This window comes from Rhodococcus sp. PSi06, assembly GCF_054960675.1.
The window spans coordinates 102,531-129,104 of the sequence record NZ_JBHNYO010000010.1 but is presented as its reverse complement, the minus strand read 5'-3'; the positions used below and the strand labels follow the sequence as shown (position 1 = coordinate 129,104).

General features: G+C 64.9%; 32 protein-coding genes. 6 read left to right on the top strand and 26 right to left on the bottom strand.

Features of this window, described 5'->3' with window-relative positions:
• Positions 1–11 precede the first annotated feature (11 nt).
• The 3 genes from ACFI9K_RS14780 to sigE all read right to left on the bottom strand — a co-directional run bounded on the left by ACFI9K_RS14780 (position 12) and on the right by sigE (position 2,598).
• Positions 12–1,544 carry a S1C family serine protease gene (locus tag ACFI9K_RS14780; RefSeq protein ID WP_462664185.1) on the bottom strand — a complete coding sequence of 511 codons (1,533 nt, stop codon included), beginning with the start codon at positions 1,542–1,544 and terminating at the stop codon, positions 12–14.
• Between the two features lie 84 nt (positions 1,545–1,628).
• Positions 1,629–1,955, bottom strand: a complete 327-nt coding sequence (locus tag ACFI9K_RS14775; protein WP_462664281.1) for a zf-HC2 domain-containing protein — start codon at positions 1,953–1,955, stop codon at positions 1,629–1,631.
• A gap of 16 nt (positions 1,956–1,971) precedes the next feature.
• Positions 1,972–2,598, bottom strand: a complete 627-nt coding sequence (gene sigE / locus ACFI9K_RS14770; RefSeq protein WP_052058682.1) for an RNA polymerase sigma factor SigE — start codon at positions 2,596–2,598, stop codon at positions 1,972–1,974.
• A 239-nt stretch (positions 2,599–2,837) separates the two neighbouring features.
• Here sigE and ACFI9K_RS14765 point away from each other — a divergent pair, with 239 nt between their 5' ends.
• The gene (locus ACFI9K_RS14765; RefSeq protein WP_222094088.1) at positions 2,838–3,449 is read left to right on the top strand and encodes an O-methyltransferase; all 612 of its coding nucleotides are present in this window, start codon (positions 2,838–2,840) and stop codon (positions 3,447–3,449) included.
• Between the two features lie 57 nt (positions 3,450–3,506).
• Here ACFI9K_RS14765 and glgC read toward each other — a convergent pair whose 3' ends face one another.
• Positions 3,507–4,721: a glucose-1-phosphate adenylyltransferase gene (gene glgC / locus ACFI9K_RS14760; RefSeq protein ID WP_462664184.1), complete on the bottom strand. Its 1,215-nt coding sequence runs from the start codon at positions 4,719–4,721 to the stop codon at positions 3,507–3,509.
• Positions 4,722–4,797: 76 nt separating this feature from the next.
• Between glgC and glgA the strand changes: the two genes are divergently transcribed.
• The gene (gene glgA / locus ACFI9K_RS14755; protein WP_462664183.1) at positions 4,798–5,961 is read left to right on the top strand and encodes a glycogen synthase; all 1,164 of its coding nucleotides are present in this window, start codon (positions 4,798–4,800) and stop codon (positions 5,959–5,961) included.
• Here the strand turns inward: glgA and ACFI9K_RS14750 are convergent.
• From ACFI9K_RS14750 to ACFI9K_RS14695, 12 genes are all read right to left on the bottom strand, one after another.
• On the bottom strand, positions 5,931–6,794 hold the full coding sequence (locus ACFI9K_RS14750) for a methyltransferase domain-containing protein (RefSeq protein ID WP_462664280.1): 864 nt from the start codon (positions 6,792–6,794) through the stop codon (positions 5,931–5,933). The two genes, glgA and ACFI9K_RS14750, sit on opposite strands and share 31 nt — an antisense overlap.
• A 118-nt stretch (positions 6,795–6,912) precedes the next feature.
• Entirely contained in the window at positions 6,913–7,080 is a 168-nt protein-coding gene (locus ACFI9K_RS14745; protein WP_008714277.1) for a DUF3117 domain-containing protein, read from the bottom strand.
• A 96-nt stretch (positions 7,081–7,176) separates the two neighbouring features.
• Positions 7,177–7,785: a DNA-3-methyladenine glycosylase I gene (locus ACFI9K_RS14740; protein WP_462664182.1), complete on the bottom strand. Its 609-nt coding sequence runs from the start codon at positions 7,783–7,785 to the stop codon at positions 7,177–7,179.
• Positions 7,782–8,192, bottom strand: coding sequence for a DivIVA domain-containing protein (locus tag ACFI9K_RS14735; RefSeq protein WP_462664181.1), 411 nt, complete (start codon positions 8,190–8,192; stop codon positions 7,782–7,784). The genes ACFI9K_RS14740 and ACFI9K_RS14735 overlap by 4 nt, the downstream gene beginning before the upstream one ends.
• 31 nt (positions 8,193–8,223) lie before the next feature.
• The gene (locus tag ACFI9K_RS14730; protein WP_462664180.1) at positions 8,224–9,153 is read right to left on the bottom strand and encodes a glucosyl-3-phosphoglycerate synthase; all 930 of its coding nucleotides are present in this window, start codon (positions 9,151–9,153) and stop codon (positions 8,224–8,226) included.
• Entirely contained in the window at positions 9,150–10,010 is an 861-nt protein-coding gene (gene folP, locus ACFI9K_RS14725) for a dihydropteroate synthase (RefSeq protein WP_462664179.1), read from the bottom strand. The genes ACFI9K_RS14730 and folP overlap by 4 nt, the downstream gene beginning before the upstream one ends.
• Positions 10,011–10,046: 36 nt before the next feature.
• A complete protein-coding gene (locus ACFI9K_RS14720; RefSeq protein ID WP_462664178.1) occupies positions 10,047–11,822 on the bottom strand; it encodes a long-chain-acyl-CoA synthetase in 1,776 nt (591 codons plus the stop codon).
• Between the two features lie 92 nt (positions 11,823–11,914).
• Positions 11,915–12,478: an LOG family protein gene (locus ACFI9K_RS14715; protein ID WP_462664177.1), complete on the bottom strand. Its 564-nt coding sequence runs from the start codon at positions 12,476–12,478 to the stop codon at positions 11,915–11,917.
• Positions 12,475–13,245 carry an LOG family protein gene (locus tag ACFI9K_RS14710; protein WP_462664176.1) on the bottom strand — a complete coding sequence of 257 codons (771 nt, stop codon included), beginning with the start codon at positions 13,243–13,245 and terminating at the stop codon, positions 12,475–12,477. Before ACFI9K_RS14710 ends, ACFI9K_RS14715 begins: the two co-directional genes overlap by 4 nt.
• Before the next feature lie 10 nt (positions 13,246–13,255).
• The gene (dapE, locus tag ACFI9K_RS14705) at positions 13,256–14,341 is read right to left on the bottom strand and encodes a succinyl-diaminopimelate desuccinylase (protein ID WP_462664175.1); all 1,086 of its coding nucleotides are present in this window, start codon (positions 14,339–14,341) and stop codon (positions 13,256–13,258) included.
• A 10-nt stretch (positions 14,342–14,351) separates the two neighbouring features.
• Positions 14,352–15,296 (bottom strand): SMP-30/gluconolactonase/LRE family protein, encoded by a 945-nt coding sequence (locus ACFI9K_RS14700; RefSeq protein WP_462664174.1) that lies wholly within the window; start codon positions 15,294–15,296, stop codon positions 14,352–14,354.
• 45 nt (positions 15,297–15,341) lie between these two features.
• The gene (locus ACFI9K_RS14695) at positions 15,342–15,485 is read right to left on the bottom strand and encodes a hypothetical protein (protein ID WP_462664173.1); all 144 of its coding nucleotides are present in this window, start codon (positions 15,483–15,485) and stop codon (positions 15,342–15,344) included.
• 182 nt (positions 15,486–15,667) lie between these two features.
• Here ACFI9K_RS14695 and dapD point away from each other — a divergent pair, with 182 nt between their 5' ends.
• Positions 15,668–16,621 carry a 2,3,4,5-tetrahydropyridine-2,6-dicarboxylate N-succinyltransferase gene (dapD, locus tag ACFI9K_RS14690; RefSeq protein ID WP_462664172.1) on the top strand — a complete coding sequence of 318 codons (954 nt, stop codon included), beginning with the start codon at positions 15,668–15,670 and terminating at the stop codon, positions 16,619–16,621.
• Positions 16,622–16,704: 83 nt separating this feature from the next.
• On the opposite strand, the gene ACFI9K_RS14685 is transcribed toward dapD, so the two are convergent.
• From ACFI9K_RS14685 to ACFI9K_RS14670, 4 genes are all read right to left on the bottom strand, one after another.
• Complete coding sequence (locus ACFI9K_RS14685) at positions 16,705–18,024, bottom strand: HNH endonuclease signature motif containing protein (RefSeq protein ID WP_462664171.1); 1,320 nt, start codon at positions 18,022–18,024, stop codon at positions 16,705–16,707.
• Between the two features lie 129 nt (positions 18,025–18,153).
• Positions 18,154–18,579, bottom strand: coding sequence for a nuclear transport factor 2 family protein (locus ACFI9K_RS14680; RefSeq protein WP_462664170.1), 426 nt, complete (start codon positions 18,577–18,579; stop codon positions 18,154–18,156).
• Positions 18,580–18,597: 18 nt separating this feature from the next.
• On the bottom strand, positions 18,598–19,050 hold the full coding sequence (locus tag ACFI9K_RS14675) for a 6,7-dimethyl-8-ribityllumazine synthase (RefSeq protein WP_462664169.1): 453 nt from the start codon (positions 19,048–19,050) through the stop codon (positions 18,598–18,600).
• Between the two features lie 9 nt (positions 19,051–19,059).
• Positions 19,060–19,518: a DUF1810 domain-containing protein gene (locus tag ACFI9K_RS14670; protein ID WP_462664279.1), complete on the bottom strand. Its 459-nt coding sequence runs from the start codon at positions 19,516–19,518 to the stop codon at positions 19,060–19,062.
• Positions 19,519–19,597: 79 nt separating this feature from the next.
• On the opposite strand from ACFI9K_RS14670, the gene ACFI9K_RS14665 reads away from it, so the two are divergent.
• Complete coding sequence (locus ACFI9K_RS14665) at positions 19,598–20,359, top strand: SDR family NAD(P)-dependent oxidoreductase (RefSeq protein WP_462664168.1); 762 nt, start codon at positions 19,598–19,600, stop codon at positions 20,357–20,359.
• On the opposite strand, the gene ACFI9K_RS14660 is transcribed toward ACFI9K_RS14665, so the two are convergent.
• The gene (locus ACFI9K_RS14660; RefSeq protein WP_462664167.1) at positions 20,334–20,774 is read right to left on the bottom strand and encodes a MarR family winged helix-turn-helix transcriptional regulator; all 441 of its coding nucleotides are present in this window, start codon (positions 20,772–20,774) and stop codon (positions 20,334–20,336) included. The two genes, ACFI9K_RS14665 and ACFI9K_RS14660, sit on opposite strands and share 26 nt — an antisense overlap.
• Positions 20,775–20,834: 60 nt before the next feature.
• On the opposite strand from ACFI9K_RS14660, the gene ACFI9K_RS14655 reads away from it, so the two are divergent.
• Complete coding sequence (locus ACFI9K_RS14655) at positions 20,835–21,536, top strand: SDR family oxidoreductase (protein WP_462664166.1); 702 nt, start codon at positions 20,835–20,837, stop codon at positions 21,534–21,536.
• A 7-nt stretch (positions 21,537–21,543) separates the two neighbouring features.
• Here the strand turns inward: ACFI9K_RS14655 and ACFI9K_RS14650 are convergent, their stop codons facing one another.
• From ACFI9K_RS14650 to ACFI9K_RS14630, 5 genes are all read right to left on the bottom strand, one after another.
• A complete protein-coding gene (locus ACFI9K_RS14650; protein ID WP_462664165.1) occupies positions 21,544–22,029 on the bottom strand; it encodes a CoA-binding protein in 486 nt (161 codons plus the stop codon).
• Entirely contained in the window at positions 22,026–23,324 is a 1,299-nt protein-coding gene (locus ACFI9K_RS14645; RefSeq protein WP_462664164.1) for an O-acetylhomoserine aminocarboxypropyltransferase/cysteine synthase family protein, read from the bottom strand. The genes ACFI9K_RS14650 and ACFI9K_RS14645 overlap by 4 nt, the downstream gene beginning before the upstream one ends.
• 4 nt (positions 23,325–23,328) lie before the next feature.
• Complete coding sequence (locus ACFI9K_RS14640; protein WP_462664163.1) at positions 23,329–23,841, bottom strand: OsmC family protein; 513 nt, start codon at positions 23,839–23,841, stop codon at positions 23,329–23,331.
• Positions 23,842–24,030: 189 nt separating this feature from the next.
• Positions 24,031–24,693: an SDR family NAD(P)-dependent oxidoreductase gene (locus ACFI9K_RS14635; protein WP_462664162.1), complete on the bottom strand. Its 663-nt coding sequence runs from the start codon at positions 24,691–24,693 to the stop codon at positions 24,031–24,033.
• Between the two features lie 39 nt (positions 24,694–24,732).
• Positions 24,733–26,148 (bottom strand): acyl-CoA synthetase, encoded by a 1,416-nt coding sequence (locus tag ACFI9K_RS14630; RefSeq protein ID WP_462664161.1) that lies wholly within the window; start codon positions 26,146–26,148, stop codon positions 24,733–24,735.
• 2 nt (positions 26,149–26,150) lie between these two features.
• Between ACFI9K_RS14630 and ACFI9K_RS14625 the strand changes: the two genes are divergently transcribed.
• A complete protein-coding gene (locus ACFI9K_RS14625) occupies positions 26,151–26,570 on the top strand; it encodes a hypothetical protein (protein ID WP_462664160.1) in 420 nt (139 codons plus the stop codon).
• The last annotated feature ends 4 nt before the right edge of the window (positions 26,571–26,574 follow it).

Here is a 26,574-nt window from a genome sequence, read left to right as displayed (position 1 = left end):
AGCCTACGTCGTCAGTCCGAAACCGGCGTGACGGAGACATCCACCAGCCGTCCGGAACGGACGAGTTGCACGGGTACGGCCTGGCCGATCGTGGTCTCCTGCACCGCGACCACCAGCTCGTCCGCATCGCCGACGGTACGGTCGCCGACTTTGGTGATGACGTCGCCCTCGACGATTCCGGCTTGCTGGGCGGGACCGCCGGTGCGCACGTTGGCAACTTCGGCACCGGCCGACGTGTCGTTGATGACCGAGCGCGCATTGATACCGAAGTCCGGGTGCCGCATGACGCCGTCGCGAATCAGGGCCTGAGCCACCTCGGTGACCTCGTCCACCGGAATCGCGAAGCCCAGGCCCACCGATCCACCGCTCTCGCTGCGGATGGCCGAGTTGATGCCGATGACGCGGCCCTCGAAGTCGATCAGCGGGCCGCCGGAGTTGCCGGGGTTGATGGCTGCGTCGGTCTGCACGGCGTCGATGACGGCGTCGGTGTCGGTGCCCTCACCCGACAGGGCGACGGGACGATCCAGGGCGCTGACGATGCCGGAGGTGACCGTCTTGTTCAATCCCAAGGGCGATCCGACGGCGATGACGTCCTGGCCGACGCGAACGTCGCCGGAAGTACCGAGCTGGGCTTCGGTGAGGTTGCCGACGTCGGTCTTGAGGACGGCGAGATCGGTCTTGGTGTCGCGGCCGACGATGCGGCCGGGCACCTTGGTGCCGTCGGAGAAGGTGACTTCGAGGGTCGAGTTCTCCGGATCTGACGCGGCAAGGGAGATCACGTGGTTGTTGGTCACGATGTAGCCGTCACCGCTGATCACGACGCCCGAGCCGGTGCCCCCGGTTTCCCCGAGCGTCACCTGGATCGAAACGACGGACGGCAGGACCGCGTCGGCGACCTTGCTGATCTGACCGCGCGGAATGTCGTCACCGCTGGACTGGGTCAGAGTCACCTTCTGGCTGGTCAAGGCCCCGGTGACTTCGGCGGTCAGGCGACCGAACAGGCCACCGACCAAGCCGATGACGAGTGCGAGGACACCGAGGACGACGAGAGCCCGGACCGATACCGACCGTCCGAACAGCACGTCGCGCACACCGAGCTTGGTTCCGGGAGGGAGCACCGGAGGCGGTGGGGTATCGACTGCCGCGCTGCCGAGGGACACTCGCGACGTCGGATCGCGCCACGGATCGGCCGGCTCCGACTCATCGGTATCGCCCTCGTTCGCTGCGTCGGGATCGCGCTGAAGCGATTCCTCAGCGTCGTCGGGACGCCCGAACGCTTCGGCGAGAATCGGATCGGGCGGTCGCACGGATACACGAGACGGCAACTGGTCGCCGGGCCGGCGCGGCGAGAACGATCCGTCGACGTCGTCCGGACGTCCGAACACCGAAGCCGACACCGAATCGACCGAGGGCCGATACACCGGGCGGGGTGGCAACCGCGGACCCTCCGGACCGTTCTCCGCGGCCTCGAAATCCGACGGGTCGGTGCCTGCGGTCTCGGTGCTGGTCGAATTCGATGTCACGCGTCCGGTTACCCCTCGCATACGTCGGTGTGAGAGTTCAGTATCACTCGAGCGGTCGGCTCGGCTCGATGCAGGTGAGAAGTCGTCGTGAAGATGGCTGTGCGGTCAGCGGCGACGACGCCGAACGGCGGCAACGGAGGACATGAAGCTTCGCTTGGTGTGGGCGGGCCGATCGTCACCTGCGCACGACGGGATCTGGCTGAGCAGACCGAGCAGCGAGTGCGGCATGGACATCTCGCCAGCACCGCGCAGCGCTTTGCGGGCCTGCTGCTGAGCCTCGACTTCGGCCGCGCATTCCGGGCATTCGGCGAGGTGGTGCGCCGCGCGCAGGTAGGCGGGCATCCGCAATTCGCCGTCAACATAGGCCGCAACGGCCTCACTGGCCAGATGTTCGGTGGAGCTGAACTGCCGGGGCTTGCGCGCCTGCGTCATCCAACCCTCCTCGTAGCTAGTGGACACTTGCGTGACCGGAGTCGACCTTCCCGTGCACTCGAAGGTACTCGCGTAGCGCCTGGCGTCCACGGTGAATGCGACTGCGAACCGTTCCGAGCTTGACGCCCAGTGTCGCACCGATCTCTTCGTACGACAGTCCTTCGATGTCGCAGAGCACGATTGCCGCTCGGAACTCCGGTGCCAACGAGTCGAGTGCCGACTGCAGATCGGGGTCGAGCCGGGCATCGTGGTAGATCTGCTCGGGGTTGGGCCGGTCGGAGGGGACGCGGTCGTAGTCCTCGGGCAGCGCCTCCATACGGATGCGGCTACGGCGACGAACCATGTCCAGGAACAGGTTGGTGGTGATGCGATGCAGCCAGCCCTCGAAAGTGCCGGGCTGGTAATTGGACAGGGAGCGGAACACCCGGATGAAGGTGTCCTGAGTCAGATCCTCGGCATCCTGAGCGTTGCCGGACAGGCGATAGGCCAGTCGGTAGACGCGGTCGCCGTGTTCGCGAACCAACTCGTCCCAGGACGGCATGGTGGAGTCCTCACCGGTTGCGTCGAACACCGCAGTTCCACTGAGGTCCTCGGGTGCGGGCACGGACTCGGGTAGGCGCGCAGTGTCGCGATCGCCGTTGATCTTGTAAATAGCTGGATCCTCCTGCTCAGGACTGCGTACGTCCTTCTGATTCAACCGACGACTACCCTCGGATGTTCCAGCTCACACTTCGCAATCGAGACGGACCTTCGATTCCTCCATAGCCTGACCGACCCGCGTGTGGGTCCGGTATGAATCACCTGAGGCGCACCTGAGAATGTGCGCGTGAGATCGAAGTGCGGGCACGCTAACCTCGGGGCGTGCCGACCAACGCCGAGAAGATGCTCGCTTACGCCGAAGACTCCGCGCAGGAGGACGAGGTCCTCATCGCAGCCAGGGAGCGCGCCGTCGACCTCGGTGCTGCCCCGGTCCCGCCGTCGGTCGGAGCGATACTGTCCATTTTCACGCAGATGCTCGGTGCCAAGACGGTCGTCGAAATCGGAACGGGCGCAGGAATCAGCGGCTTGTGGTTGCTCGACGGGATGCGTGCGGACGGCGTTCTCACCACCATCGACACCGAACCGGAACACCAGCGCGCGGCGCGAGAAGCGTTCCGCGCCGGAGGAATTGCGCCCTCACGCACCCGGTTGATCAACGGCTGGGCACTGGATGTGCTCCCCCGATTGGCCGACGACACCTACGATCTGGTGTTTATCGACGCCAGTCCTGCGGACCATCCGCACTTCGTCGCCGAGAGCGTCAGGCTGCTCCGCCCCGGCGGAGTTCTGGTGCTGCACAATGCGTTGCTGGGTGGACGAGTGGCCGATCCGACGCAGCGCGACGCCACCGCGGTGGCGGTTCGATCCGCCGCACGCGCGATCGCCGAGGACGAGCGACTCACGACGGTGTTGCTGCCCCTGGGCGACGGGTTGATCTGCGCCTCTCGGACATGAGCGAGTGGTGCGGTCGAGTGCCGTAGAGGGCACCCGACCGAACCACTGCCGCAGGCTCTAGATCCAGACGCCCTTGCCGACCGAGACGACTCCCCCGGCACTGACGTTGAAGCGTTCGCGATCACGTTCGTGATCGACGCCGATGATCTCGCCGTCACCGACGACGACGTTCTTGTCCAGGATCGCGTGCCGCACGACGGCACCCTTGCCGATCCGAACGCCCGGCATCAGGACACTGCCCTCGACCGTCGCGCCACTGTCGATCATCACGTTGGAGCTGAGCACCGAGTTCCGCACGGTGGCGGCCGACAGAATGCACCCGGCACCGACGACCGACTCCTGAGCCAAGCCACCCTGAACGAACTTCGCCGGCGGCAGGTTCTCGGCCGATCCGCGGATGGGCCAGCGGCGGTTGTAGAGGTTGAAGATGGGGTGCACGGACACCAGGTCCATGTGGGCGTCGTAGAAGGCGTCGATGGTTCCCACGTCTCGCCAGTAGCCACGGTCGCGTTCGGTGGCACCGGGCACCACGTTGTCGTTGAAGTCGTAGACCGACGCGACGCCCGCTTCGACGAGCGCGGGAATGATGTCGCCGCCCATGTCGTGGTCGGAATCGGAGTTCTCGGAGTCGGCCTTGATGGCGTCGACGAGCACCTTGGTGGTGAAGACGTAGTTGCCCATCGACGCGTAGGTGACGTTGGGATCGTCGGGGGTTCCGGGCGGCTGCGCCGGCTTCTCGAGGAACTGAGTGATCTTGCCGTTCTCGTCCGAGTCGATGCAGCCGAAGGCGAATGCCTCGCTGCGCGGAACCCGGATGCCGGCTACGGTGACGCCGGCACCGGAGTCGATGTGCTGCTGCACCATCTGCTCGGGGTCCATTCGGTACACGTGGTCGGCACCGAAGACCACGATGTACTCGGGGTCCTCGTCGTACACCAGGTTCAGCGACTGGAAGATGGCGTCGGCGCTACCGGTGTACCACCGAGGCCCGAGTCGCTGCTGCGCAGGCACCGGGGTGATGTACTCCCCGGCGAACCCGGACAGCCGCCACGTCTGCGAGATGTGGCGGTCCAGTGAATGGGACTTGTACTGGGTGAGCACGCAGAGCCGGAGGTAACCGGCGTTGACGAGATTGCTCAGCACGAAGTCGATGAGTCGATAGGCGCCCCCGAAGGGAACAGCCGGCTTGGCTCGGTCCGCGGTCATCGGGTAAAGACGTTTACCCTCACCGCCGGCAAGCACGATCCCTAGTACGTGCGGTTGTGTCCTCACCCACTCAACCTATCCGCACCGAGAGAACCTTGCGAGCAGTACACGCACAACTGCTGGGGAATGTAGGTTCGTTCACGTGCGCGTAGCAATGATGACCAAGGAATACCCCCCGGAGATCTACGGTGGCGCAGGAGTACACGTCACCGAGTTGACTGCGCAGCTGAAGTCGCTGTGCGACGTGGACATCCACTGTATGGGCGCACCGCGCGACACCGCCCAGGTGCACGACCCCGACCCAGCGCTCGCCGGTGCCAACGCCGCACTGACCACGTTGTCGGCGGAGCTGCGGATGGCGAACGCGGCCGCGGGCGCAGACGTGGTGCATTCGCACACCTGGTACACCGGACTCGCAGGCCACCTCGCGGCCGAACTGTACGATGTACCCCACATCCTCACCGCCCACTCGCTCGAACCGCGCCGGCCGTGGAAGGCCGAACAGCTCGGCGGTGGGTACCGCATCTCGTCCTGGTCCGAACGCAACGCCGTGGAGTACGCCGACGCCGTCATCGCCGTCAGCGAGGGCATGGCCAAAGATGTGCTCGACGCCTATCCGCGCCTCGACGAGAGCCGAGTTCATGTGGTGCGCAATGGAATCGACACCGAGCGCTGGTTCGCCGATCACGGCACCTCGACCCTGGACGAGATCGGCGTGGATCGAAGCAAGCCCATCGTCGCCTTCGTCGGGCGCATCACCCGGCAGAAGGGCGTCGGTCACCTGATCGCAGCCGCCCACCACTTCGATCCGTCCATCCAGCTCGTCCTGTGCGCAGGCGCGCCCGACACTCCGGAGATAGCCGCGGAAACCGAGCGCGCGGTGGAACTACTGGCTCAGCAGCGCGGCGGGGTGTTCTGGGTCAAGGACATGCTTCCCACCGACAAGATTCGCGAAATACTCACTGCAGCATCGGTATTCGTGTGCCCCTCGGTCTACGAGCCGCTCGGCATCGTCAACCTCGAAGCGATGGCCTGCGAAACCGCCGTCGTGGCATCGGATGTCGGCGGCATCCCCGAGGTGGTCGACGACGGCCGCACAGGCCGCCTGGTGCACTACAACTCCTACGAACCCGACGTCTTCGAGCGAAACTTGGCCGACACCGTCAACGCCGTCGCCCTCGACCCCACACTCGCGACGGCAATGGGCAAGGCGGGACGCGAACGCGCCGTCGCCGAGTTCTCGTGGGCCTCGATCGCGCAGCAGACCATCGCCGTCTACGAAGCAGCGTTGGCCCGGCGGCGATAGGTCGACACGATCACCGACGCGGTGACCGTGGTGCCGTCCGGCAGTTGCGCCAACGCAGCGGACCGGGACTCGGGGTCACCGTGCCGGGCCGACGGCCCCATCCCGATCAAGGTCTCGATGTCGTTGTGCGAGAGCGTCATCGAATATTCGATCGACGCTTCCGCCACCGGCTCGAAGTGGCCGGACAACGATTCACCGAGCCTGCGAGTCTTGTTCTCCTCGACGCCGATGAGGCCGAGCGGGCCCCGCAGCTGGCGTTGATGGCGCGCAGTCGGTGTCACCACCACCAGCACGCCGCCCGGAACGAGGACTCGGCCGAACTCACCGGCGTTGCGCGGCGCGAACACGCACGTCACTGCAGACACGCTCTCCGTTCGTACGGGTAGACCACTCCAGATGTCCGCGACCACGGACCCGAGACGAGTGTGCGAACGGGCAGCGCGACGTGCAGCGAACTTCGAGACGTCGACGCCGATGCCCCGCGCGTCGGGACACGCGTCGAGCACCGCCGCGAGATAGTGCCCGGTCCCCACCCCGACATCGAGCACCACCTCGCTGTCCGACGGGACAGCAGCCGACACCGCCGCCGCGATCGGGTCGAAGTGCCCCTTCCCCAGGAACTCGTCGCGAGCGGCGATCATCTCCGCCGAGTCACCGGTGAACTTGCCGCCGTCCCCGGTCGACAGAGCGACATAGCCCTGACGAGCCACGTCGAACGAATGCCCTCGATCGCACAACAGCGTTCTCTCGGTGTCGCCGAAATCCAGTCCGGACTCGACATCGCGCGCCCGGCATTGCGGACACAGCAGCAGATCGACCACATCGGTCAACATCGCGTGCCCCTCTCCCACCGGAACGAACGCCACTCGTCGCCGCAACCTTCGTCGACACAACACAAAGCCCCGCTTGCCGGTACGGCGAGCGGGGCTGAGCGAGAGATCGACGTGACTATCAGCCGGTGACACCCTTCAGTTCGTCTCCGAGTGCCGCGGCCTCGTCGGGGGTCAACTCGACGACCAACCGGCCGCCTCCCTCGAGCGGGACACGCATGACGATTCCTCGTCCCTCTTTGGTTGCTTCGAGGGGACCGTCCCCGGTCCGGGGCTTCATCGCCGCCATCCTCTGCTCCCTCCAGATCTGCGCCCACCAACACGGCGCCTCGGCCTAAAAGATGTATTTCGTCGCGGGGCGACGGGTGTTGGGTCCTATTCTTCCCTATCGACCTCGATAGGGGGAATCGGAGTCGGTATTCGTGACCTGCACACAACACCCGGACAGGTGATCGTCGACCATTCCGGTGGCCTGCATCAAGGCGTAGGCAGTCGTGGGGCCGACGAATCGCAGCCCCCGACGCTTGAGCTCCTTGGCCAGAGCCTTCGACTCGACAGTCGAGGCAGGCACGTCCACGTGCTCGGTCAACCGCGCCGACCGTGGTTCGGGCGCATAGGACCACAGCAGGGTGTCGAGGTCGGTGTCGTCCCAGTCGACGATGACCCGAGCATTGTTCACCGCTGCGTCGATCTTGAGGCGGTTACGCACGATCGACGCATCGTTCATCAACCGTTCGACATCGGCGGTGCCGAATCGGGCCACCCGTTCCGGGTCGAACCCGGCGAACGCACGGCGGAAACTCTCGCGTTTACGAAGGATCGTGATCCACGCCAGACCGGACTGGAACGCCTCGAGGCACAGCCGCTCGTACAGTTCGTCGCGCCCGTGCAGAGGCTGCCCCCACTCGGTGTCGTGGTAGTTCCGATACAGCTCGTCGTCGGTGGCACCCCACGGGCAGCGGAGCTTGCCGTCCGGTCCGGCGACTGCAGTCACTGCTCGTCCGGCTCGGCGACACCCGGCTCGGGGTCGAGAGAAGAACTGGACACCGGGGAACTGGACAACGGGGAACTGGACACCGAAGACCTGGACAACGGGGACCTGGACGCCGACTGCGCGTCGGCCTCCGCCGCGGACAACCGCGACCGGAGAATGTCGATTTCGCCGCCGAGCCGTTCGAGTGCCCAATCGACCTCGCTCGGCTTGTACCCCCGCACGGTTTGCTGGAATTTCAGCGACCGCACATCGGTACCGGTGACGCCCTCCGCGGGCAGCACGGTCGCGGTGGTTCCCTCGGGCAAGGGGCCCAGTTCCTCACCGCGACCGAACACTGTGGACGCCACGAAGAACAGTGCAGCAGCGACGACGGCAATGACGACGACGTAGATCAGCAGCGTCAACATCCCACAATCTTGTCACGCCCGACCGACACGACTAGGTCAGCGAGTTCATCGCCGGTCGATCCACCAGCGATACCTCGGTCGAGAACGGCTGGAAGGAATCACCGTCGACCCGGAACTGCATCAGCCCGGCACCGGAATCGGTCATGCCGCAACGGTTCAGCATCGTTCCGACGATCTGTCGGCTCATCGCCCCGAGTTCCACCAGCGGCCGGTTCCGATGTTTGCGCACGCCGAGATTGACCTGACCGATCGCCTGCAGACCGAGCCTGTCGTACGTGTCGAGCAGCAGCCCGATCTCCACTCCGTAACCGGGCGCGAACGGCACCGCGGACAGCAGTTCGCGAGTACCCGCGTATTCCCCGCCGAGCGGCTGAATGACGCCCGTCAATTCCGGTCGCAGTGCCGCGAGCAACGGCCTGGCGACGAGCTCGGTGACGCGTCCACCGCCGTTGGCATCCTCGGTCCCGCTGACCCGCAGCGGACGGCGGTAGTAGCCCTTGACGAGATGGATACCGTCGCCCATCAGCAGCGGGCCGAGCAGCTTCGGAACGAACGCCGGATCGGGATTGATCAGATCGGAGTCGACGAAGGCGATCAGATCACCGGTCGATGCCGCCACGGATCGCCACAGCACTTCACCCTTGCCCGGCACCGGGTCCAGTCCGGGCACTGCTTCTTCCCGGCTGATGACACGGGCACCGGCCGCTCTCGCGCGGACGGCCGTTTCGTCGGTCGAACCGGAGTCCAACACGATCAGTTCATCGACGAGTCCCCCGAGCAGGGGATGAATCGTGTCGATGACGGCGGCAACGGTTTGTTCCTCGTTCAGCGCCGGCAGGACCACCGACACCGTCCGGCCCGCTTTCGCGGCTTCCAGCTCGGCGATGGTCCAGTCCGGGGTGTCCCAGCTGTTGGTTTCGGACCACATTCGGGTCACCTCTGTTCGGTCGGCCAGCGTCATGCGAGCCCCCTGACCGTCCGCGCCGGGGTTCGGAGCCCCTGAATCGCTGCCACCATGTCCACGACTCTTCTGGTCGACGCAACCTCGTGCACCCGGAACATTCGGGCTCCGCCTGCTGCGGCCAATGCTGTCGCTGCCAATGTCCCCTCCAACCGGTCGACGAGCTCTACCCCTAGAGTCTCGCCTACGAAGTCCTTGTTGCTCAGCGCCATGAGCACAGGCCACCCGGTGTTTACAAGATCGTCCACGCGCCGCAACAACTCGAGCCCGTGATAGGTGTTTTTCCCGAAATCGTGCGTCGGATCGATCAAAATCGAATCCTTCTTCACCCCCTCGGCGACAGCGTTCTCGGCGGCCGCGGTGACTTCAGCGATCACGTCCGCCACCACATCGGTGTACCGAACCCGGTACGGACGCGTCCGCGGCACAGCGCCGCCGGTGTGCGAGCAGACGATGCCGACACCCTCGGCGGCCGCGACGCGCACCAACTCGGGGTCTGCCCCGGCCCAGGTGTCGTTGATCAGATCCGCGCCCACTCCGCAGGCCAATCGGGCGACCTCGCTGCGCCAGGTGTCGACACTGATCAGTAGGTCCGGATACGCATCGCGGATCGCTTCGACGAACGGCACGACCCGTCGGATCTCCTCGTCGGCGTCGACCAGATCACCCGGACCGGCCTTCACGCCGCCGATGTCGACCATATCGGCACCCTCGGCGACCGCCCTGTGCACCGTTGCCATCGCGGCGTCGTCGGAAAAGTTCGCACCCCCGTCGTAGAACGAATCGGGGGTGCGATTGACGATCGCCATCACCAAGGCGCGATCGTCGGCGACCTGCTTGCCGCAGAGGGTACTCATGAAATCAATAGTGACACGGGCACACCTTTCGAGTGCTCAGCCCTTGGGTGCCTTACCTGCGGCGACCTCGTCGACGTACCCGTCGTACGCCTTCTCGTAGCCACCGGACTTACCGCGCAGCACGTACAGATCACTGGCGCTGTCCTCCTCGTAGCCGAGCTTGCGCAGTGCAACCTTCTGACTCTTGAACGTCGACGTCTGCTCCAGGCTGTCGACGACGCGGACGAACAGCGGCACCGCGTAGCTCGGCAACTTGTCGTAGAGGTGCTCGGCCACCGATTTGCCGTCGAACGTCTCGCCGTCGCGCAGCGTGATCGCCGCCATGCCGGCCTTGCCATCGGTTCCGTCGATGTCGACGCCGTACACGACGGCACCGTCGACCGCCGAGTGTCCACCGAGAGCGCCCTCGACCTGGGTGGTGGCCACATTCTCGCCCTTCCACCGGAACGTGTCACCGAGGCGATCGACGAACGCGACGTGCATCCAGCCCTGCTTGCGGACCAGGTCACCGGTGTCGAACCAGGCGTCGCCGTCCTTGAAACCGTCGCGCACCATCTTCTTCTCGGTGGCCTTGTCGTCGGAGTAGCCGTCGAACGGTGCCCGGTCGGTGATCTTGGACAGCAGCAGTCCGATCTCCCCGTTGCCGACCTTGCGGAGCTTGCCGTCCTGCCCGCGCTTGGCCTTGCCGGATTCCTCGTCGTACTGCACGACGGCGTACGGAAGCGGGCAGATGCCTGCGGTCTTCTTCATGTTCAGCGCATTGATGAAGGCGATGTTGCACTCGCTGGCACCGTAGAACTCGGCGACGCGGGAGATGCCGAACCGCTCGGTGAATTCTTCCCAGATCTCCGGACGCAGGCCGTTGCCGACGATCAGCTTGACGGTGTTGTCGCGGTCGGAGTCCTTCTTCGGCTGGGTGAGCAGGTAGCGGCACAGCTCACCGATGTAGGTAAAGGCTGTGGCCTTGTTGACGCGAATGTCTTCCCAGAAGTTGCTCACCGAGAACTGCGCGCCGATGGCCATCGTGGCTCCACCTGCGAGCACCGAGGACAGCGTCACCGTCAGCGCATTGTTGTGATAGAGCGGGAGGCAGCAGTAGATGACGTCGTTGCTGCGCAACCGAACACCCATGTTGCCCAGACCGGACATCGACTTGAGCCAGCGGAAATGGCTCATCAAGCTGGCCTTGGGCATGCCCGTGGTGCCCGAGGTGAAGATGTAGAACGCCTTTTCCTTGGCCTGGATCTCTGCGGTGACCTTGGGGTTGGCGGTGGACGCCGACTCCGCCAACTCGGCGAGCTTCTTCAGTGGCAGCACCGCTCCCACCTTGGGCTCACCGTCGAGCGAATCGAGGGCTTCCTGTGCGTTCTCGTCCAGTACCAGGACCTTCGCGTCGAGAATCCCGAGGCTATGCTCGAGGACGTCGCCGCGCTGGTTGTAGTTCAGCATGCCTGCGGTGGCACCGAGCTTGACGGCAGCGAGCGCGGCGAACAGCGCCTCCGGACGGTTCTTGCTCAGCACGCCGACGACGTCACCGCGCTCGACACCGTGGTCGGCGAACACTGCGGCGTACTGGTTGACGAGCTCGTTGGCGTCCTTGTACGAGGTCGACTCACCCTCGAATCGAACGAACGGGCGGCTGCTGTTCTTGGCGGCGGCCTCCTGGAAGATCAAGCCGATCGACACCTTGTGATCGGGCTTGCGGGTGAACCCCGCCAGCCCCTTGAGCAGGCTCGGCACCTCCGTCACCATTTTCGGCAGCGCGACCGCGAGGTCGGTCACTCCAATTTTCTGACGGGCATCGACAGCCATGAAATCCCCTTCGAAGACAGTGTGAGATTTGTTACCCTACTTGAGAGTAACAAGTTTCAGCAGCTCGCTCCTCGACCAAGGTTCGTGACCTGTCACAACGTTGCACACGCGTCCAGTGCCGCACCGACCGTCGTGGTCCTGACCAGCGCGTCCAGGGCTCGCTGTTGCACGAACCCCGTCGACCGGAGACCGTCGATCCACTGCATCATCCCGTCGAAGTGTCCGAATGGATCGAGCATCACCATCGGCTTGCTGTGCATGCCCAAGTAGCCGGCAGTCCAGGTTTCGAACAGCTCCTCGAGGGTTCCGATCCCGCCGGGCAACGTGATAAACGCGTCGGCGCGATCCTCCATGATCTTCTTGCGCTCACGCATCGTGTCGGTGACGATCAGCTCGTCGGCATCGACGTCGGCGACCTCACGGTGCACCAGAGCCTTCGGGATGACGCCGACGGTGTTCCCGCCTGCCGCCCGCGTCGCCGCGGCCACCGCGCCCATCATCGAGACATTGCCGCCGCCCGAGACCAGTTGCCAGCCGCGTCGGCCGATCTCGGTGCCGACCTCCGCGGCCAACTCGATGAACGAGGCGTCGACGGGACCCGACGCGCAATAGACGCAGACGCTGAGCGTGCCTTCGGCCGAAACCCGTTCGCTCACTGCTGGGCCTCGCGCACGATGCGGACGGCTTCGTCGACGCTGTCGGTGCAATGGATGAGGTCGAGGTCCTTCTCGGACACCTTGCCTTCTTTCACGAGAGTCGTCTTGATCCAATCGAGCAGTCCCGACCAGAAATCCTTGCCCAGCAACACGATCGGGAACTTCGTGACCTTCGCGGTCTGCACCAGAGTCAGGGCCTCGAACAGTTCGTCGAGGGTACCGAAACCGCCGGGCAGGCATACGAACGCCTGGGAGTACTTGACGAACATGGTCTTGCGAACGAAGAAGTACCGGAAATTGATGCCCAGATCGACCCACTCGTTGAGCCCCTGTTCGAACGGCAACTCGATACCCAGCCCGATCGAGTAGCCGCCGGCCTCGCTCGCACCTCGGTTGGCACCTTCCATCACGCCCGGACCGCCGCCGGTGATGACGGCGAAGCCCTCCTTCGCCAGGGCTGCTCCGAGCTGCCGGGCTCGTGTGTACTCGGGATGGTCGACGGGGGTGCGGGCGGAGCCGAACACCGTCACCGCTTTCGGTACCTCGGCAAGCGCGCCGAATCCCTCGACGAATTCGCTCTGGATGCGCAGCACTCGCCAGGTATCGGAGTGAATCCAGTTTCCTGACCCTCGTTCGTCGAGCAGGCGCTGATCCGAAGTGGACGTTTCGGTGTTGCGACCACGACGGAGTACGACGGACCCCTTGTGCTTGGCCGATTTCTCGGTGCCGACTTCCTCGAAACTCCCTGGGACCTGGTCGCTGTTCATGCCGTTCAGGCTATCCGGCAGAGAGGTAGCTCCGGAGAACCTGTGTGACATGGGTGATCTGCTCGACGGGAACCCGCTCGTCCCGTTTGTGGGCCAGGTTGGGATCGCCGGGACCGTAGTTGACCGCCGGGATGCCGAGGGCCGAGAACCTCGATACGTCGGTCCAGCCGTATTTCGCCCGGAACTGCCCGCCCGCGGCCTCGATCAGCGCAGCAGCGGCCGGCTTGTTCAAACCGGGCAGCGCACCGGGCGAGGAATCGGTGACCTCGAACCCGAGTTCCAGGCCCTCGACGACCTCACGAACATGCTCGACGGCCTCGTCGACACCGCGATCCGGGGCGAACCTGAAATTGACGTCGAGTTCGGCGGCGTCGGGTACGACGTTTCCCGCAACCCCACCGGAGATCCGAACTGCTTGCAGCCCTTCGCGATACACACAGCCGTCGATATCGACGGTGCGGGCCCGATAGGCGGCGAGCCGATTGAGTACCGCACCGAATTTGTGAATTGCGTTGTCTCCCAACCAGGAGCGGGCGCTGTGCGCCCGCGTTCCCGACGCAGTCAACCGAACCCGCAGCGTCCCTTGGCAACCCGCCTCGATGAAGCCGCCGGACGGTTCACCCAGAATCGCCACGTCGGCGTGCAACCATTCGGGCAGCTCACGCTCGATACGACCGAGACCGTTTCGCGAGGCCGCAATCTCCTCGCAGTCGTAGAACACCAGAGTCAGATCGTGCGCGGGGTTGTCGATGGTCGCCGCGAGATGAAGAAAGACGGCGTCGCCCGACTTCATGTCGACGGTTCCGCACCCGTGCAGGATGTCGCCCTCGGCGCTATCGTGTTCTCGCCTCGACGGCACGTTGTCTGCGATGGGAACGGTGTCGAGATGGCCCGCGAGCATCACCCGCGAGCCCAGTCCGCGGTTGGTTCTGGCCAGCACGGCGTTGCCGCTGCGGATGATCTCGAAGCCGGTGGTCTGCTCGCGCAGCGCCTGCTCAACCTCGTCGGCGATGCGCGATTCGTCCTCGCTGACGCTGGGGATATCCACCAGTGCAGCGGTCAGATCTATCGGGTCGGCATGCAGTTCGAGCGTCACGCCGACAACCCTAGGCTTTGGGTCCCGGAATCTCGCGGACCACGCCGTCGAAGCCTGCGCCGAACAATCGTCCGCTGGAAAAGCCCTGCTGAGAGCGCCCATAGACGACAACACTCGTCAGTCGAGTACCGGTACCGATCACGCACGTGGCCCCCGGCGCATCGATGCGGACGACGGATCCGCCGGCATTGAGCGGTACCACGGGACGTCCGGCGGAATCGAGGGTAAGGCCGTCCGGGGCCGCGAAGGAGTTCAGTCCCGACAGGTCGAGCAGACTCTCCGGTGCCGACGGGTTGGCGGTCGGAATTCGGCTGACCCCCGGGTTGCTGAAGGTACGCGAGACATAGAGGTACTGGCCGGCCGCATCGAGGACTGCACCGTTCGCGCTCGGGAAGCGCGCCCACGCTGGGTCGACGGATCCATTGGGACTGATTCTTCCGATGAGTGACCCGAAGTCGTTTGTGGCGTACACGGTTCCGTCGGCAGCTACGGCGAGTCCGTTGGCGGCACTCAGACCTTTGGCGAACGGTGTGACGGCCAACGTGTCGACGTCGAGCCGCACGATTCCTGCCGCCTTGACGACGTCTCCGACGAGGACGCGAGGGTCCGCGCCGTAGCCGACGAGGAGGGTGCCGTCGGGCATCCAGGCCAGGGCTCCGCCGCCGCCGCTCGGCACCTTTGCGATGGGGTACGCGGGCCGGCCCGGGGCATCGATGCGGTACACCCGGCCGGACACGATGTCGGTGACGTAGGCGCGGCCCGAGGCGTCGACGGCCAACCCTTCCAGCGCTGCCCCGGGGATCTTCGCGACCACGGCCGACGGTCCGCCTGCTCCGGCGCAGGTGGGATCGGCAGCGGCTGTGCCGGAACCGACGACGACACCGCTCACGGCCATCAACGCCGCGGCGATGGCGGTTATTGCCGAACGTGCGCGCGTGGACTTACTCGAACCCATGACGTCCCCCAGACTCGGCGACCCCCTGTCAGCCGATGGGCATGTCTACCACGCGCCCGCGACAACCAAACCCAAGGCGATGCCGAGGACGATCGTCGTGGCCAGCGTTGTCACCAATCCGGTGAACGAGACGCCGTCCGCCATCACCGTGGCGGCTCCACGGCTGCGCGCGCCGATGCGGGTGGTCATCGGGAAAACTCTGTCAGCTCCCCCGCCTTCTGCTCGTCCGTCCGCATCCCGATGCGGTCACACTCGACAGTCGAATCGGTAACGAACCGACCCGGCATCGGAAACCTGGTACCGGAAACAATCCGCTCACCCGCGATGACGGGCGAACCCACGCGCGAAACCCACCGCGTATTCTTCCTGCCGTGAGCGCACAGGGAGCATCAGCAGTAGGTCTTGCCAACATCACCACGTCGGGCGTCGTTCTCGACACCTGGTTTCCGAGCCCCGAGCTCGGGTCGGGCTTCGAGACCGGCACCACGCGACTGGAGGGATCCGATATCCCGGAGGAGTTCGCTTCTCTCGTCGGACCGGACGACGCGCGCGGTGTGGAGGTCGTTGCGGTCCGCACCGGCATCGCCTCTCTCGACGACGCCCCGATCGACGCGCACGATGCGTACCTGCGTTTGCACCTGCTTTCGCATCGGCTGGTTCAGCCGCACGGGCAGAACCTCGACGGAGTGTTCGGCTTGCTCGCCAATGTCGTATGGACCAACTTCGGCCCCGCGGCGGTCGACGGCTTCGAGACGGTGCGCGCCAAGCTCCGCGCCCGCGGGCACGTGACGGTGTACGGAGTCGACAAGTTCCCACGTCTGGTCGACTACGTCGTCCCCACCGGAGTTCGCATCGCCGACGCCGACCGTGTACGCCTCGGTGCCCATCTGGCCAGTGGAACGACGGTCATGCACGAGGGCTTCGTCAACTTCAACGCCGGCACGCTCGGCAACTCGATGGTGGAGGGCCGCATCTCGGCCGGCGTCGTGGTGGGTGACGGTTCCGACGTCGGCGGTGGCGCGTCGATCATGGGGACGTTGTCCGGCGGCGGCAAGAACGTCATCTCGGTCGGTAAGAGCTGCCTGCTCGGTGCCAACTCCGGACTCGGTATCTCTCTCGGTGACGACTGCATCGTCGAGGCAGGGCTGTACATCACTGCGGGCACGAAGGTCAGTGGACCGGACGGAACCGTGGTCAAGGCGGCGACGCTGACCGGTAAGTCCAACCTTCTGTTCCGTCGTAACTCGCTCTCGGGCGCGGTAGAGGTGGTGCCGTGGAAGGGCACCGGCGTGGAGCTGAACGCGGCGTTGCACGCCAACGACTGACGTTCTCGAAACGGCTGTACTGCCAACCTCTTCCAGCCCCGCACCGTGTTCTCGGTGCGGGGCTGGGTTGTTTTCGCGTGGGTTCAGGCGATGTGGGGGCCGGCTCGGGCGTGGGATTGTCTCGGTTGTCGGGTGGGGTCGACAGTGGCAGGTGGCACGAACCATGGGTGCTGATCGGCTGCGATGAAGACTTCCCAGTCGGAGTGGTGGATGAGTCGGTGGTGGAACCCGCAGAGCAGGACCAGGTTGTTCATGTCGGTGGGGCCGCCGTCGGTCCAGTGCCAGATGTGGTGCCCTTCGGTCCAGGCGGCGGGTTTGCCGCAACCGGGGAACGCGCAGCCGTGATCGCGGGCGGTGAGGGCGCGTTTCTGTTTGGCGGTGACGGTGCGGACGGTACGGGCGAGGTTCAGCGGGTTGCCGTTCTCGTCCATGACGATCGCGGTGAGAAGGCAGTCGCAGGCCAGTTGACGCGAGCTGTTGCGGGACAGTGGTCCCATCCAGGGCAGCCACCCTACGGTGGTGCCGTCGCCGAACAGGTCGCGATATGCGCCACGATCCGCAGTCACTGAACTGGCCTCGTTGCCGGATTCTGCTGCAGCGCGTGTGGTTTCGTCGTCGGTGATGTCGTCACTGCTCTGGCCGGCCAGGCTCTGGAGGTCCTGCAACCGGATGTGCAGGTTGACGTGCGGCTTCTCGCCGCCTTCGGTGGGGCGGTTACTGGAGGCGAGGTAGCGGTCGAGGATGTGCCCGAAGGCGTCGGCGCGTCGCCGTGCGGGACTGCGTTCGTCTGGGGTGCCGTCGGCGGCGGGCCGGGGTTCGGTCAACGGCGACAGCGCGGTGAGCAGCTTTTCTCCGGTGATCGCATCGAAATCCATCTTCGCTACGAGACGTCCGTTGAGGGTTTTCGAGGCGAAGAGTTCGTTGCGGTCGGTGTCTTCCGGTGGTGGCTTGTTGCCGCCGAATCTGTCGGTGAGGTTGGTGATGGCTTCGCGAATGCGGTCGGTGCGGGCTTCGGGTCCGGTGGCGGCGGTGATCATCGCGGTGCGGGCCATATCTCGACCGGCTGGAGGGAGGAGTTTGGGTGGGGTTTCGGCGAAGGTGAGGATGAGGGCGGCGTGGTCGACGGTCATGACGCCGGTGCTGACGGCGTCGGCGATGTCGGGGAAGTTCTTCAACCCGCGAGCGAGGGCCACGATCTTGTTCGCTTTGCTCGGGGTGAGGAGGGTGGTGGAGGTCAGCCACCCTGCGGGTCCGGGAAAGCCGAGCTTCTCGCGGCTCACGCGGGTGTCTATCTCGGCGACGAGGGCGATGCGGCGTGCTTCCAACAACTGAATCTGGTGGGAGACCGCGGCAGCATCGGCGAGCAGTTCTGCTTCGCTCAGTTGCCAGATCTCGGTGGTCATGGAAGAAGTGTATCGAACATGCGTTCGATACACAACGATAGTCGAATCCAAAACTACTGCTGCGCACAAGGATTCGTGAATCGGAACCTGTCGGTGGCCTGTGGTAGCGGCCGAGTCATTAGTCCCGCATCACGACTCTTGCTCCGCGACGACGGTTCCCTGGTGAAAAAGGATCTTCCAATTACCGTCTCGCCGCTGCCACAGGGTGGTCCTGCGGGTGAGCCTGTCGTCGAGCAGCAATGTGTATGTCAGCAGATATGTATCCGGGGAAATTTCCCGTAGCACGAATTCGCTGGTCTCCCACTCGGCGTCGAGGAGGCCGCTGGGATCGGATGAGTACCGGCCTTCGAGGACCGACCAGACATGTTCGCGACTGTAGCGACGACCCGACGCTCCAATTTCCCAGAAACCCGCATCGGTGAGGCGCTCGAAGTCTTTGCGCGTGATGCCGTACTCGCGGCGATGGAAGATCGGTTCTCGCCGTTGAAGTTCCGCGAGTACGGCGTGGAGCCGAGAAGAAGAGTCGCCGTCGGAGGCGCACCCAGAATCGGCCACTGCGTCAGGCCCCCAGCGTCAGCCGATAGTTCCCAGCGATGCCAGAGTCTTGACCACGGCCCGCGCCGCCTCGGCACCCTTGGTTTCGAGGTGCGCTGTGAAGAAGGCGTTGTGATCGGCGTGTTCGTGGAAATGGTGCGGAGTGAGCACCACCGAGAACACCGGTACGTCGGTGTCGAGCTGAACCCGCATGAGGCCGTCGATGACTGCTGTCTCGACGAAATCGTGTCGGTAAATTCCGCCGTCGACAACCAGTGCGGCGGCGACGATCGCCGCGTACTTTCCTGTTCGGGCGAGCCGCTGCGCGTGCAGCGGGATCTCGAACGCACCGGGCACCTCGAAGACGTCGACCGCGGCGTCGTGGCCGAGCTGCTCGAGCTCGGCGGCGAATCCCACTCGCGCGCGGTCGACGATGTCCAGGTGCCAGCTGGCGTGAACGAAGGCAATGGATCCGTCGAGTGGAGTCGTCATGATGCGATGCTAGCGGTATCGCTCGTCGAGCAAGTCGAGAGTTCCGCCATCGGATTCTCCGTCGAAATACTTCTGCAACACTTCGTCGAAAACGGACGTGCCGTTGGTAGCTTCGGCGAAAAGGGTCATGGACGAGTGCAGCTTCAAATTGTCCGGCTTCAAATTGTCCGGATAGCCGAAAATCTCGTCGACCGTCCGCCCCTCGACAGCAGCCACCAGCCGAGCGGCCTTCTTCAGTCGCGGGCCCAGCACTTCGTGCGACAAATACAGTTCCGCCTCGGTCAGGTCCGCGATGCCGAAGTGCTGAGCGGTCGAGCTGCGCCCCAGCCCCGCCAATTGCGGGAACACGAACCACATCCAGTGCGTTTGCTTGCGTCCCGCTTTCAGTTCCATCGTCACTGCATTCCAGACGGGGTCTTGGGCGTCGACGAAGCGTTGCAGGTCGTAGTCGCTCATGCCATTCAACATAGTCAGGAGTGGGCGCAACATCGGATCGAGGCCGGGTACTCCGTACACCGAGTCCATCAACACTGCATACATTGAACCCATGACCTCCACAGTGCTCATCACCGGAGCAAGCTCAGGCCTCGGCGAGGAATTCGCCACCCGATTCGCCGCTCGCGGCGAGAACGTCGTCCTCGTGGCGCGGCGGGCCGATCGGTTGGACGCTCTTGCGCGCCGCATCGAAGCCGCCCATGGCGTGACCGCCACCGTCGTGGCAATGGATCTGGGCGTGCCCGGCGTCGGCGCGACGCTGCGAACCACGTTGGCCAAGAAAGGGATAACCCCTACCTCGCTGGTCAACAACGCAGGCTTCGGAACTCACGGCCGGTTCGCCGACGAGGATCCGGAGCGCGTGGCATCTGAGATCGCCCTCAACGTCAGCGCACTGGTCGACCTCACCCACGCCTTCCTGCCGAACCTGACCGGAGCCCTGATCAACGTGGCAAGCACCGCCGCGTATCAGCCCACGCCGAACATGGCCGTGTACGGGGCGACGAAGGCCTTCGTATTGAACTTCACCGAAGCCCTGGCGTTCGAGTACCGCACCTCACCGCTGAAGGTACTTGCGCTCTCCCCCGGACCGACGCGCACCGAATTCTTCGACGTTGTGGGATCCAAAGACGCCGCGGTGGGCAACTTCCAAACATCCGAGCAGGTGGTCTCGACTGCATTGCGCGCGTTGGATTCTCGTCACACCCCCGCCAGTGTCGTATCGGGACTGTCCAACAAGATCAGCGCGGGCAGCGTCCGCCTCGCCCCGCGCGGTCTGGCAGCAGTGATCAGTGGTCGCCTGCTGAAAGCGTGAGGCCGTCGAGAATTCGCTCGAAGGCCGCTCGCTCGGATTCCGGAATCGCTTGGAGCAGATGCCGTCTCACTGCCTCGGCGTGAACGGGCCGAGCGCGCACGACGGCGTCACGGCCCCCCGCGGTGAGAACTACTTCCACGCCCCCGTCGACCGGACGTCGAGTAATGAGTCCGCGGTCGGCCATTCGGGTCAGATGATGCGAGAGCCGACTGCGATGCCACTCGAGCAAGGCCGCCAGCGCGCTTTGCCGCAGCACCCCCTGCCCTATCTCGTGAACCCGGGTCAGAACCGCGAAGTCCTGATCCGACAAGCCGGTTTCGTCCATGATCTCCGCGGTGACGCGAGTCCACACGCTCTCCTGCGCGCGCTTCCACGCGTGCCACAGGGCCATCTCGGACTCGTCCAACAACGTCATTGCATCAGCCTATCTGCCCGCCTGTTGACATGACAACACTGACGAGAGCATTGTGTTGACATGACAACACACACCGCACTCGTCACCGGTGCCAACCGCGGCATCGGCCTCGCCATTGTCCGCGGCCTCGCCGCCCAGGGCTTCGTCGTCTACTTGGGCTGCCGAGATGTTGCTGAGGGCACCGTCTCGGCTGCCGGCATCGACGGGGACGTTCGCCCGATTCGGCTCGACGTCACCTCGACGGACGACATCGACGAGGCCGTCCGATACATCGACACCGAAGTAGGCCACCTCGACGCACTCGTCAACAACGCCGGCGTCAACGTGGGGTATCACCGCCCTGCCGAAGAGAACTCGTCAGATATGCGAAAGGTGTACAACGTCAACGTCTTTGCCGTCGTCGATGTGACCAACGCATTCCTACCCCTGCTGAGAAGGTCCCCGGCCGGTCGGATCGTGAACGTCACCAGCAAGCGCGGTTCCATCGGCGAAGACGGCGCATGGGTGGGCACGCCGTCGATGGCGTATTCGAGCTCGAAGACCGCCCTGAACGCCCTCACCGTGCATTACGCCCGAGACCTTGCCGTCACCCCGATCAAGGTCAACGGAGCAGCCCCCGGGCACGTCGCCACCGAATTCAACGGATTCCGCGGAACGCGATCGCCGGACGAGGGTGCGGCCGTAGCACTTCGACTCGCCACACTCGATGCCGACGGACCCACTGGACTGGTGTTCGAGGACGACACAGTGTTGAAATGGTGAGGCGTGCCTACCCGCGTGTCCGACGCGAATCGATCACTCCCGTATCGAATCCGGCCAGATGCAGTCCACCGTGGAAACGGGCGTGCTCGATCTTGAGGCATCGATCCATGACGACGTTCAATCCGGCGGCTTCGGCGTCGTGAGCGACCTGCTCGTGCCACAGCCCCAGCTGCAGCCAGATGGTCTTCGCCTGCGCTGCAACAGTTTCGGTGAGTACCTCGGGAAGGTCGTCGTACTTGCGAAAGACGTCGACCAGATCGGGCGGTTTCGGCAGATCCGCGAGGGTCGGATAGACCGTCGTACCTTCGATCTCGGTGACCGTCGGATTGACGAGAAAAATCTCGTAATTGCTCGTCGACGACAGGTACCGGTTGACGAAATACGATGCCCGCGAGGGGTTCTTGGACGCACCGACGATCGCGACAGTCTTGGTTTCCCGCAGAATTCGCTGACGTTCTTGGGCGGACGGGCCCTGCCAGGTGCGTTCGGTCACGAGCGTGCCTTTCCGGTTGCCTGCGTCAGGGCCTGATCCAGATCCCACAGAATGTCCTCGACGTCTTCGAGTCCGACGCTGATGCGGATCAATTCCGGCCCGACGCCCGCTCCACGGAGTTGATCGTCGCTCAGCTGCCGGTGGGTGGTGCTGGCCGGGTGAATCACCAGGGTCCGGACATCACCGATGTTGGCCACGTGGCTCGCCACCTGAACGCTCTCGACGAACGTCTGCCCGGCACCGCGACCCCCGTCGATTCCGAACGCGAACACAGCGCCGGGTCCGGTGGGCAAGTACTTTTCGGACCGATCGTGATGGGGGTGACTCGACAGGCCGGCCCAACGCACGTAGTCGATGCGCGGGTCCTGTTCGAGCCATTCGGCAACGACACGAGCATTGGCGACGTGCGCGTCCATGCGCTGCGGCAGAGTTTCGACGCCCTGAATCAACGTGAAAGCCGACTGCGGCGCCAGTGCACCTCCGATGTCGCGCAGCTGCTCGCTGCGCAACTTGGTGAGAAAGCCGTACTCACCGAAATTCCCCCACCACGACAGGCCTCCGTACGAGGCCACCGGCTCGGTCATCTGCGGGAATTTGCCCGAGCCCCAGTCGAATCGACCGGATTCGACCACCACTCCCCCCAGCGTCGAACCGTGCCCACCGAGGAACTTGGTGGCCGAGTGGATGACGATGTCGGCACCGAACTCGATGGGCCGGCTGAGCCAGGGCGTGGCCATCGTCGCATCGATCACCAGCGGGATACCGTGCTCGTGCGCCACGGCGGCAAGGCCCTCGAGATCGGCGATCTCGCCGGACGGGTTGCCGATGACCTCGGCGTAGATCAATTTGGTCGAATCCGTCACCGCCGCCGCGTAATCCGCCGGATCCGTACCGGGAACAAAGGTGGTCTCGACGCCGAAGCGGCGCAACGTGACGTCGAGTTGCGTCACCGTACCGCCGTAGAGACCCGCCGCCGCAACGATGTGGTCGCCCGTCCCCGCAAGGGCTGCGAACACCGCGAACTCGGCCGCCAACCCACTCGCGAATGCGACTGCCCCGATGCCGCCTTCGAGGCTGGCGATGCGCTCCTCGAAGGCGGCAACGGTGGGGTTGCCGATGCGGCTGTAGACGTTGCCGTACTTCTGCAGAGCGAACAGATCCCCTGCGTCCGCTGAATTCTCGAACACGTAGCTCGCCGTCTGATAGATCGGCACAGCACGCGAACCGGTAGCGGGATCAGGCCTCGCTCCGGCGTGAATTGCTCTGGTACGCAGGCCGAATGTCCGTTCGCTCATCGGCTCAGACCGTCTCGAGAACGGTGTGGATCGGGGTGGGATTGCGCGTCAGATCCAGCACGGGGCAATGATCGTCGACGGCCTGCTGCAGTTCCTCGTACCGCTCCCGCGTCTCGGGCCCACTGACGGTGACGACGACGCGAACTTCACCGAATCCTGGACGCACATCTTCGTCGAAACCGAAGAATCCACGAACGTCGAGATCACCCTCGGCCTTGGCCTTGATGTCGTCGACGACGATGCCCAGCTTCTCTGCCCAGACGCGGTAGGTGACCACCTGGCAGGACAACAGCGATGCCAGGTAGTACTCGACGGGATTGGCTGCCGTGTTCTCGCCGCCGAGGGCCGGCGGCTCGTCGACCTCGACGCTGAATTTGCCGAGGGTGACCGTGCTGGCGACGGCGTCGTGTGCGGTCACGGAGGCACGAAAGACTGCCTTGGCGTTCTTCACGTCGGCCTGCACGGCATCGTCGGTGGCAGCAATGACACCGCCGAGATGGGACACAGATGTAGTCATGAGAGATTCCTGTTCGCTTCGAGGGTTGCCGGAACTACCCGAGTAGCGCGAAAGCTCGTCGGGGATGGGTTCGATCGACTGTTACGAACAGGAGGACGTGCAGACCAGACCGAAATCGATGGTGCGACGACGAACGAGCCTCCTGGCTGCGTCGGTCACGTGTGTCTCGGTCACGAAGCCGACAATAGCCTACGAGAACTGGTCCGCGCCGACGTCGGTCTCGTCGTCGGTGATGGACGCAACGATGCGGGCTGCCACGGACTCCGGCGTCAGGCCCTGTGGCAGTTTCGGTGCCTGCCCGGCGATCGGACGGGTCGCCAGGCCTGTCTCGGTGTGTGGTGGCCGCACGTCGACGATCCTGATCTTCGACTTGCGCGCCTCTGTGCGAACGCTTTTCAGCAGCGCGCTCGCCGCAGCCTTACTGGCGGAGTAGGCCCCCATGTTCGGCATCGGCTTGTCCGCCACCACCGCGCTGATGTTGACCACGAATCCGCCGGTCGCCACGGTCTTCAGCGCTTCGCGCAGAATGCGCAGAGGCGCGAGGTAGTTGAGCAACAGCAACTCGTCGACGGTGTCGTCGTCCACCTCGGTGACCGGTCCGAACGCCACCACACCGGCCGCGATCACGATGCCGTCCAGCCCGCCGTGGTGTTCGACGGCCTCTGCAACGACCGTTGCGGCCGAATCCGGCAGCGTCAGATCGGCGTTCACCGTGTGATACTCCGAGGACTCGATGCTCCGACCGCTGACGGTCAACTGCGCACCGGCTTTCGCGAGCTGTTCGGCGATCGGACCGCCGAGGCCGCCACTGGCACCGAAGACGAGAATGCGCGCACCATCGAGTGAGGTCATGGTCCGAACCTAATCGCCGTCACACGCCCGCGCTGACGACTACGACAACAGCTTCTTCTGTACCTTCCCCATAGCGTTACGAGGAAGTGAGTCGACGACGCGAATCTCGCGGGGCCGCTTGTGGATCGAGAGTTCGGTCGCCACCAGATCGATGAGCACCCGATCCTCGATGTCGGTGCCCACGACGAACGCCACGATGCGTTGGCCCAGATCCTCGTCCGGCACGCCGACGACGGCGACCTCGTCGACGCTCGGGTGACCCAACAGCACCGTCTCGATCTCCCCCGCGCCGACGCGATAGCCGCCCGTCTTGATCAGGTCGGTCGACGCCCGCCCGACGATGCGATGGAAGCCGTCCGGCTCGATGAGGGCGACATCGCCGGTATCGAACCAGCCGTCCTCGGTGAAGGTCTTCGCCGTCGCCTCGGGGTTGTTCAGGTAGCCGTCGAACAGCATGGGGCAACGGATCTGCAGTGCGCCGATGGATTCACCGTCGTGGGGAACCACTTCGCCGTGCTCACCGCGCAATCGCGTCTCGACGCCGTCGATCGGCAGTCCCACCGAGCCTGGTCGGCGCTCCCCGTCGGCGCGGGTACTGATGGTGATGAGGGTTTCGCTCATGCCGTACCGCTCGATGGGGGCCTGGCCGGTGAGTTCGCGCAGCTTCTCGAACACCGGCACCGGCAGCGGCGCACTGCCGGAGACCAGCAGACGGGCATGCGAGAGTGCCCGCGCCGAATCCTCGTCGGCGGCGATGCGCGACCACACCGTCGGCACCCCGAAGTACAGGGAACCGCGCGCCGCCGCATACGACTCCGGCGTCGGCTTACCGGTGTGGATCAGCGGGCTGCCCACCCGAAGCGGGCCGAGCATTCCCAGGATCAGTCCGTGCACGTGGAACAACGGAAGACCCTGCACCAGAGTGTCTTTCCACGTCCAGCTCCATGCTTGCGCCAACGCGTCGATACCGGCCGCGATGGCACCGCGAGAGATCAGCACGCCTTTCGGTGGGCCGGTGGTACCGGAGGTGTAGAGCACGAACGCGATCGACGACGGCTGCGGTTCGGCGTAGCTGTGCCAGGATCGGGCGTGTTGGCGCACCGGCAGAACCTCGAGTCCACTGGCGTCGGGCGGCGGCTCACCGAGCCACGCCTGCGCACCCGAATCTCGCAGGATGTGTTCGCGTTCGGCGACACCGGCGTCCGGCGGGACCGGCACCACGGTGACACCCGCGATCAGGGCACCGACGACCGCGAGCACCGTCTTCACCGACGGCGTCGCGGAGATCGCGAGCCGGTCGGCCCGGGCAATACGTTCGGCAACCGAGGTCGCCGCGCCCAGGATGTCGGCGCGGGACAGCGATACTCCGTCGATGGTGATGGCGTCGGGAATATCGTCTCCCCGCGCAACGGCGAGTGGATTCAGTGAACGAAGCAGCACATGGCTACCGTACATACATGGACGTGGACGGAATCGATACCGGCGACTACGCCGAGTACATGACGGTCGCCGCCGGTGACCTGCAGGCGGGTGTCTATCTGATCGGAACCGACGCCGAGCAGGACGACGATTCCGACGAGGATCTCGACCTGGACCTCGAGGACGAGGATTCCGACGACGACATCGAGATCGCCCACGTCACCGACGGCGCACCGCGGCTCGTCTACTCGGTGCAGTCCGACGATTTCTGGACCCGAGTGGAACTGGCAGATCTGCGCGCCACCCAGCTCTACGAGGAAGCCCACGCACGCAACCCCGAGGTCAACACCGAACCGAAGCGCTTCACCACCGTCGAAGCATTCGGCAGCAACGAGCTGGTCTACATCCTGCGCATCCGACGCGGCGGCTGGGACGTCGGCGAGCCCGATCTCGACTGACCCA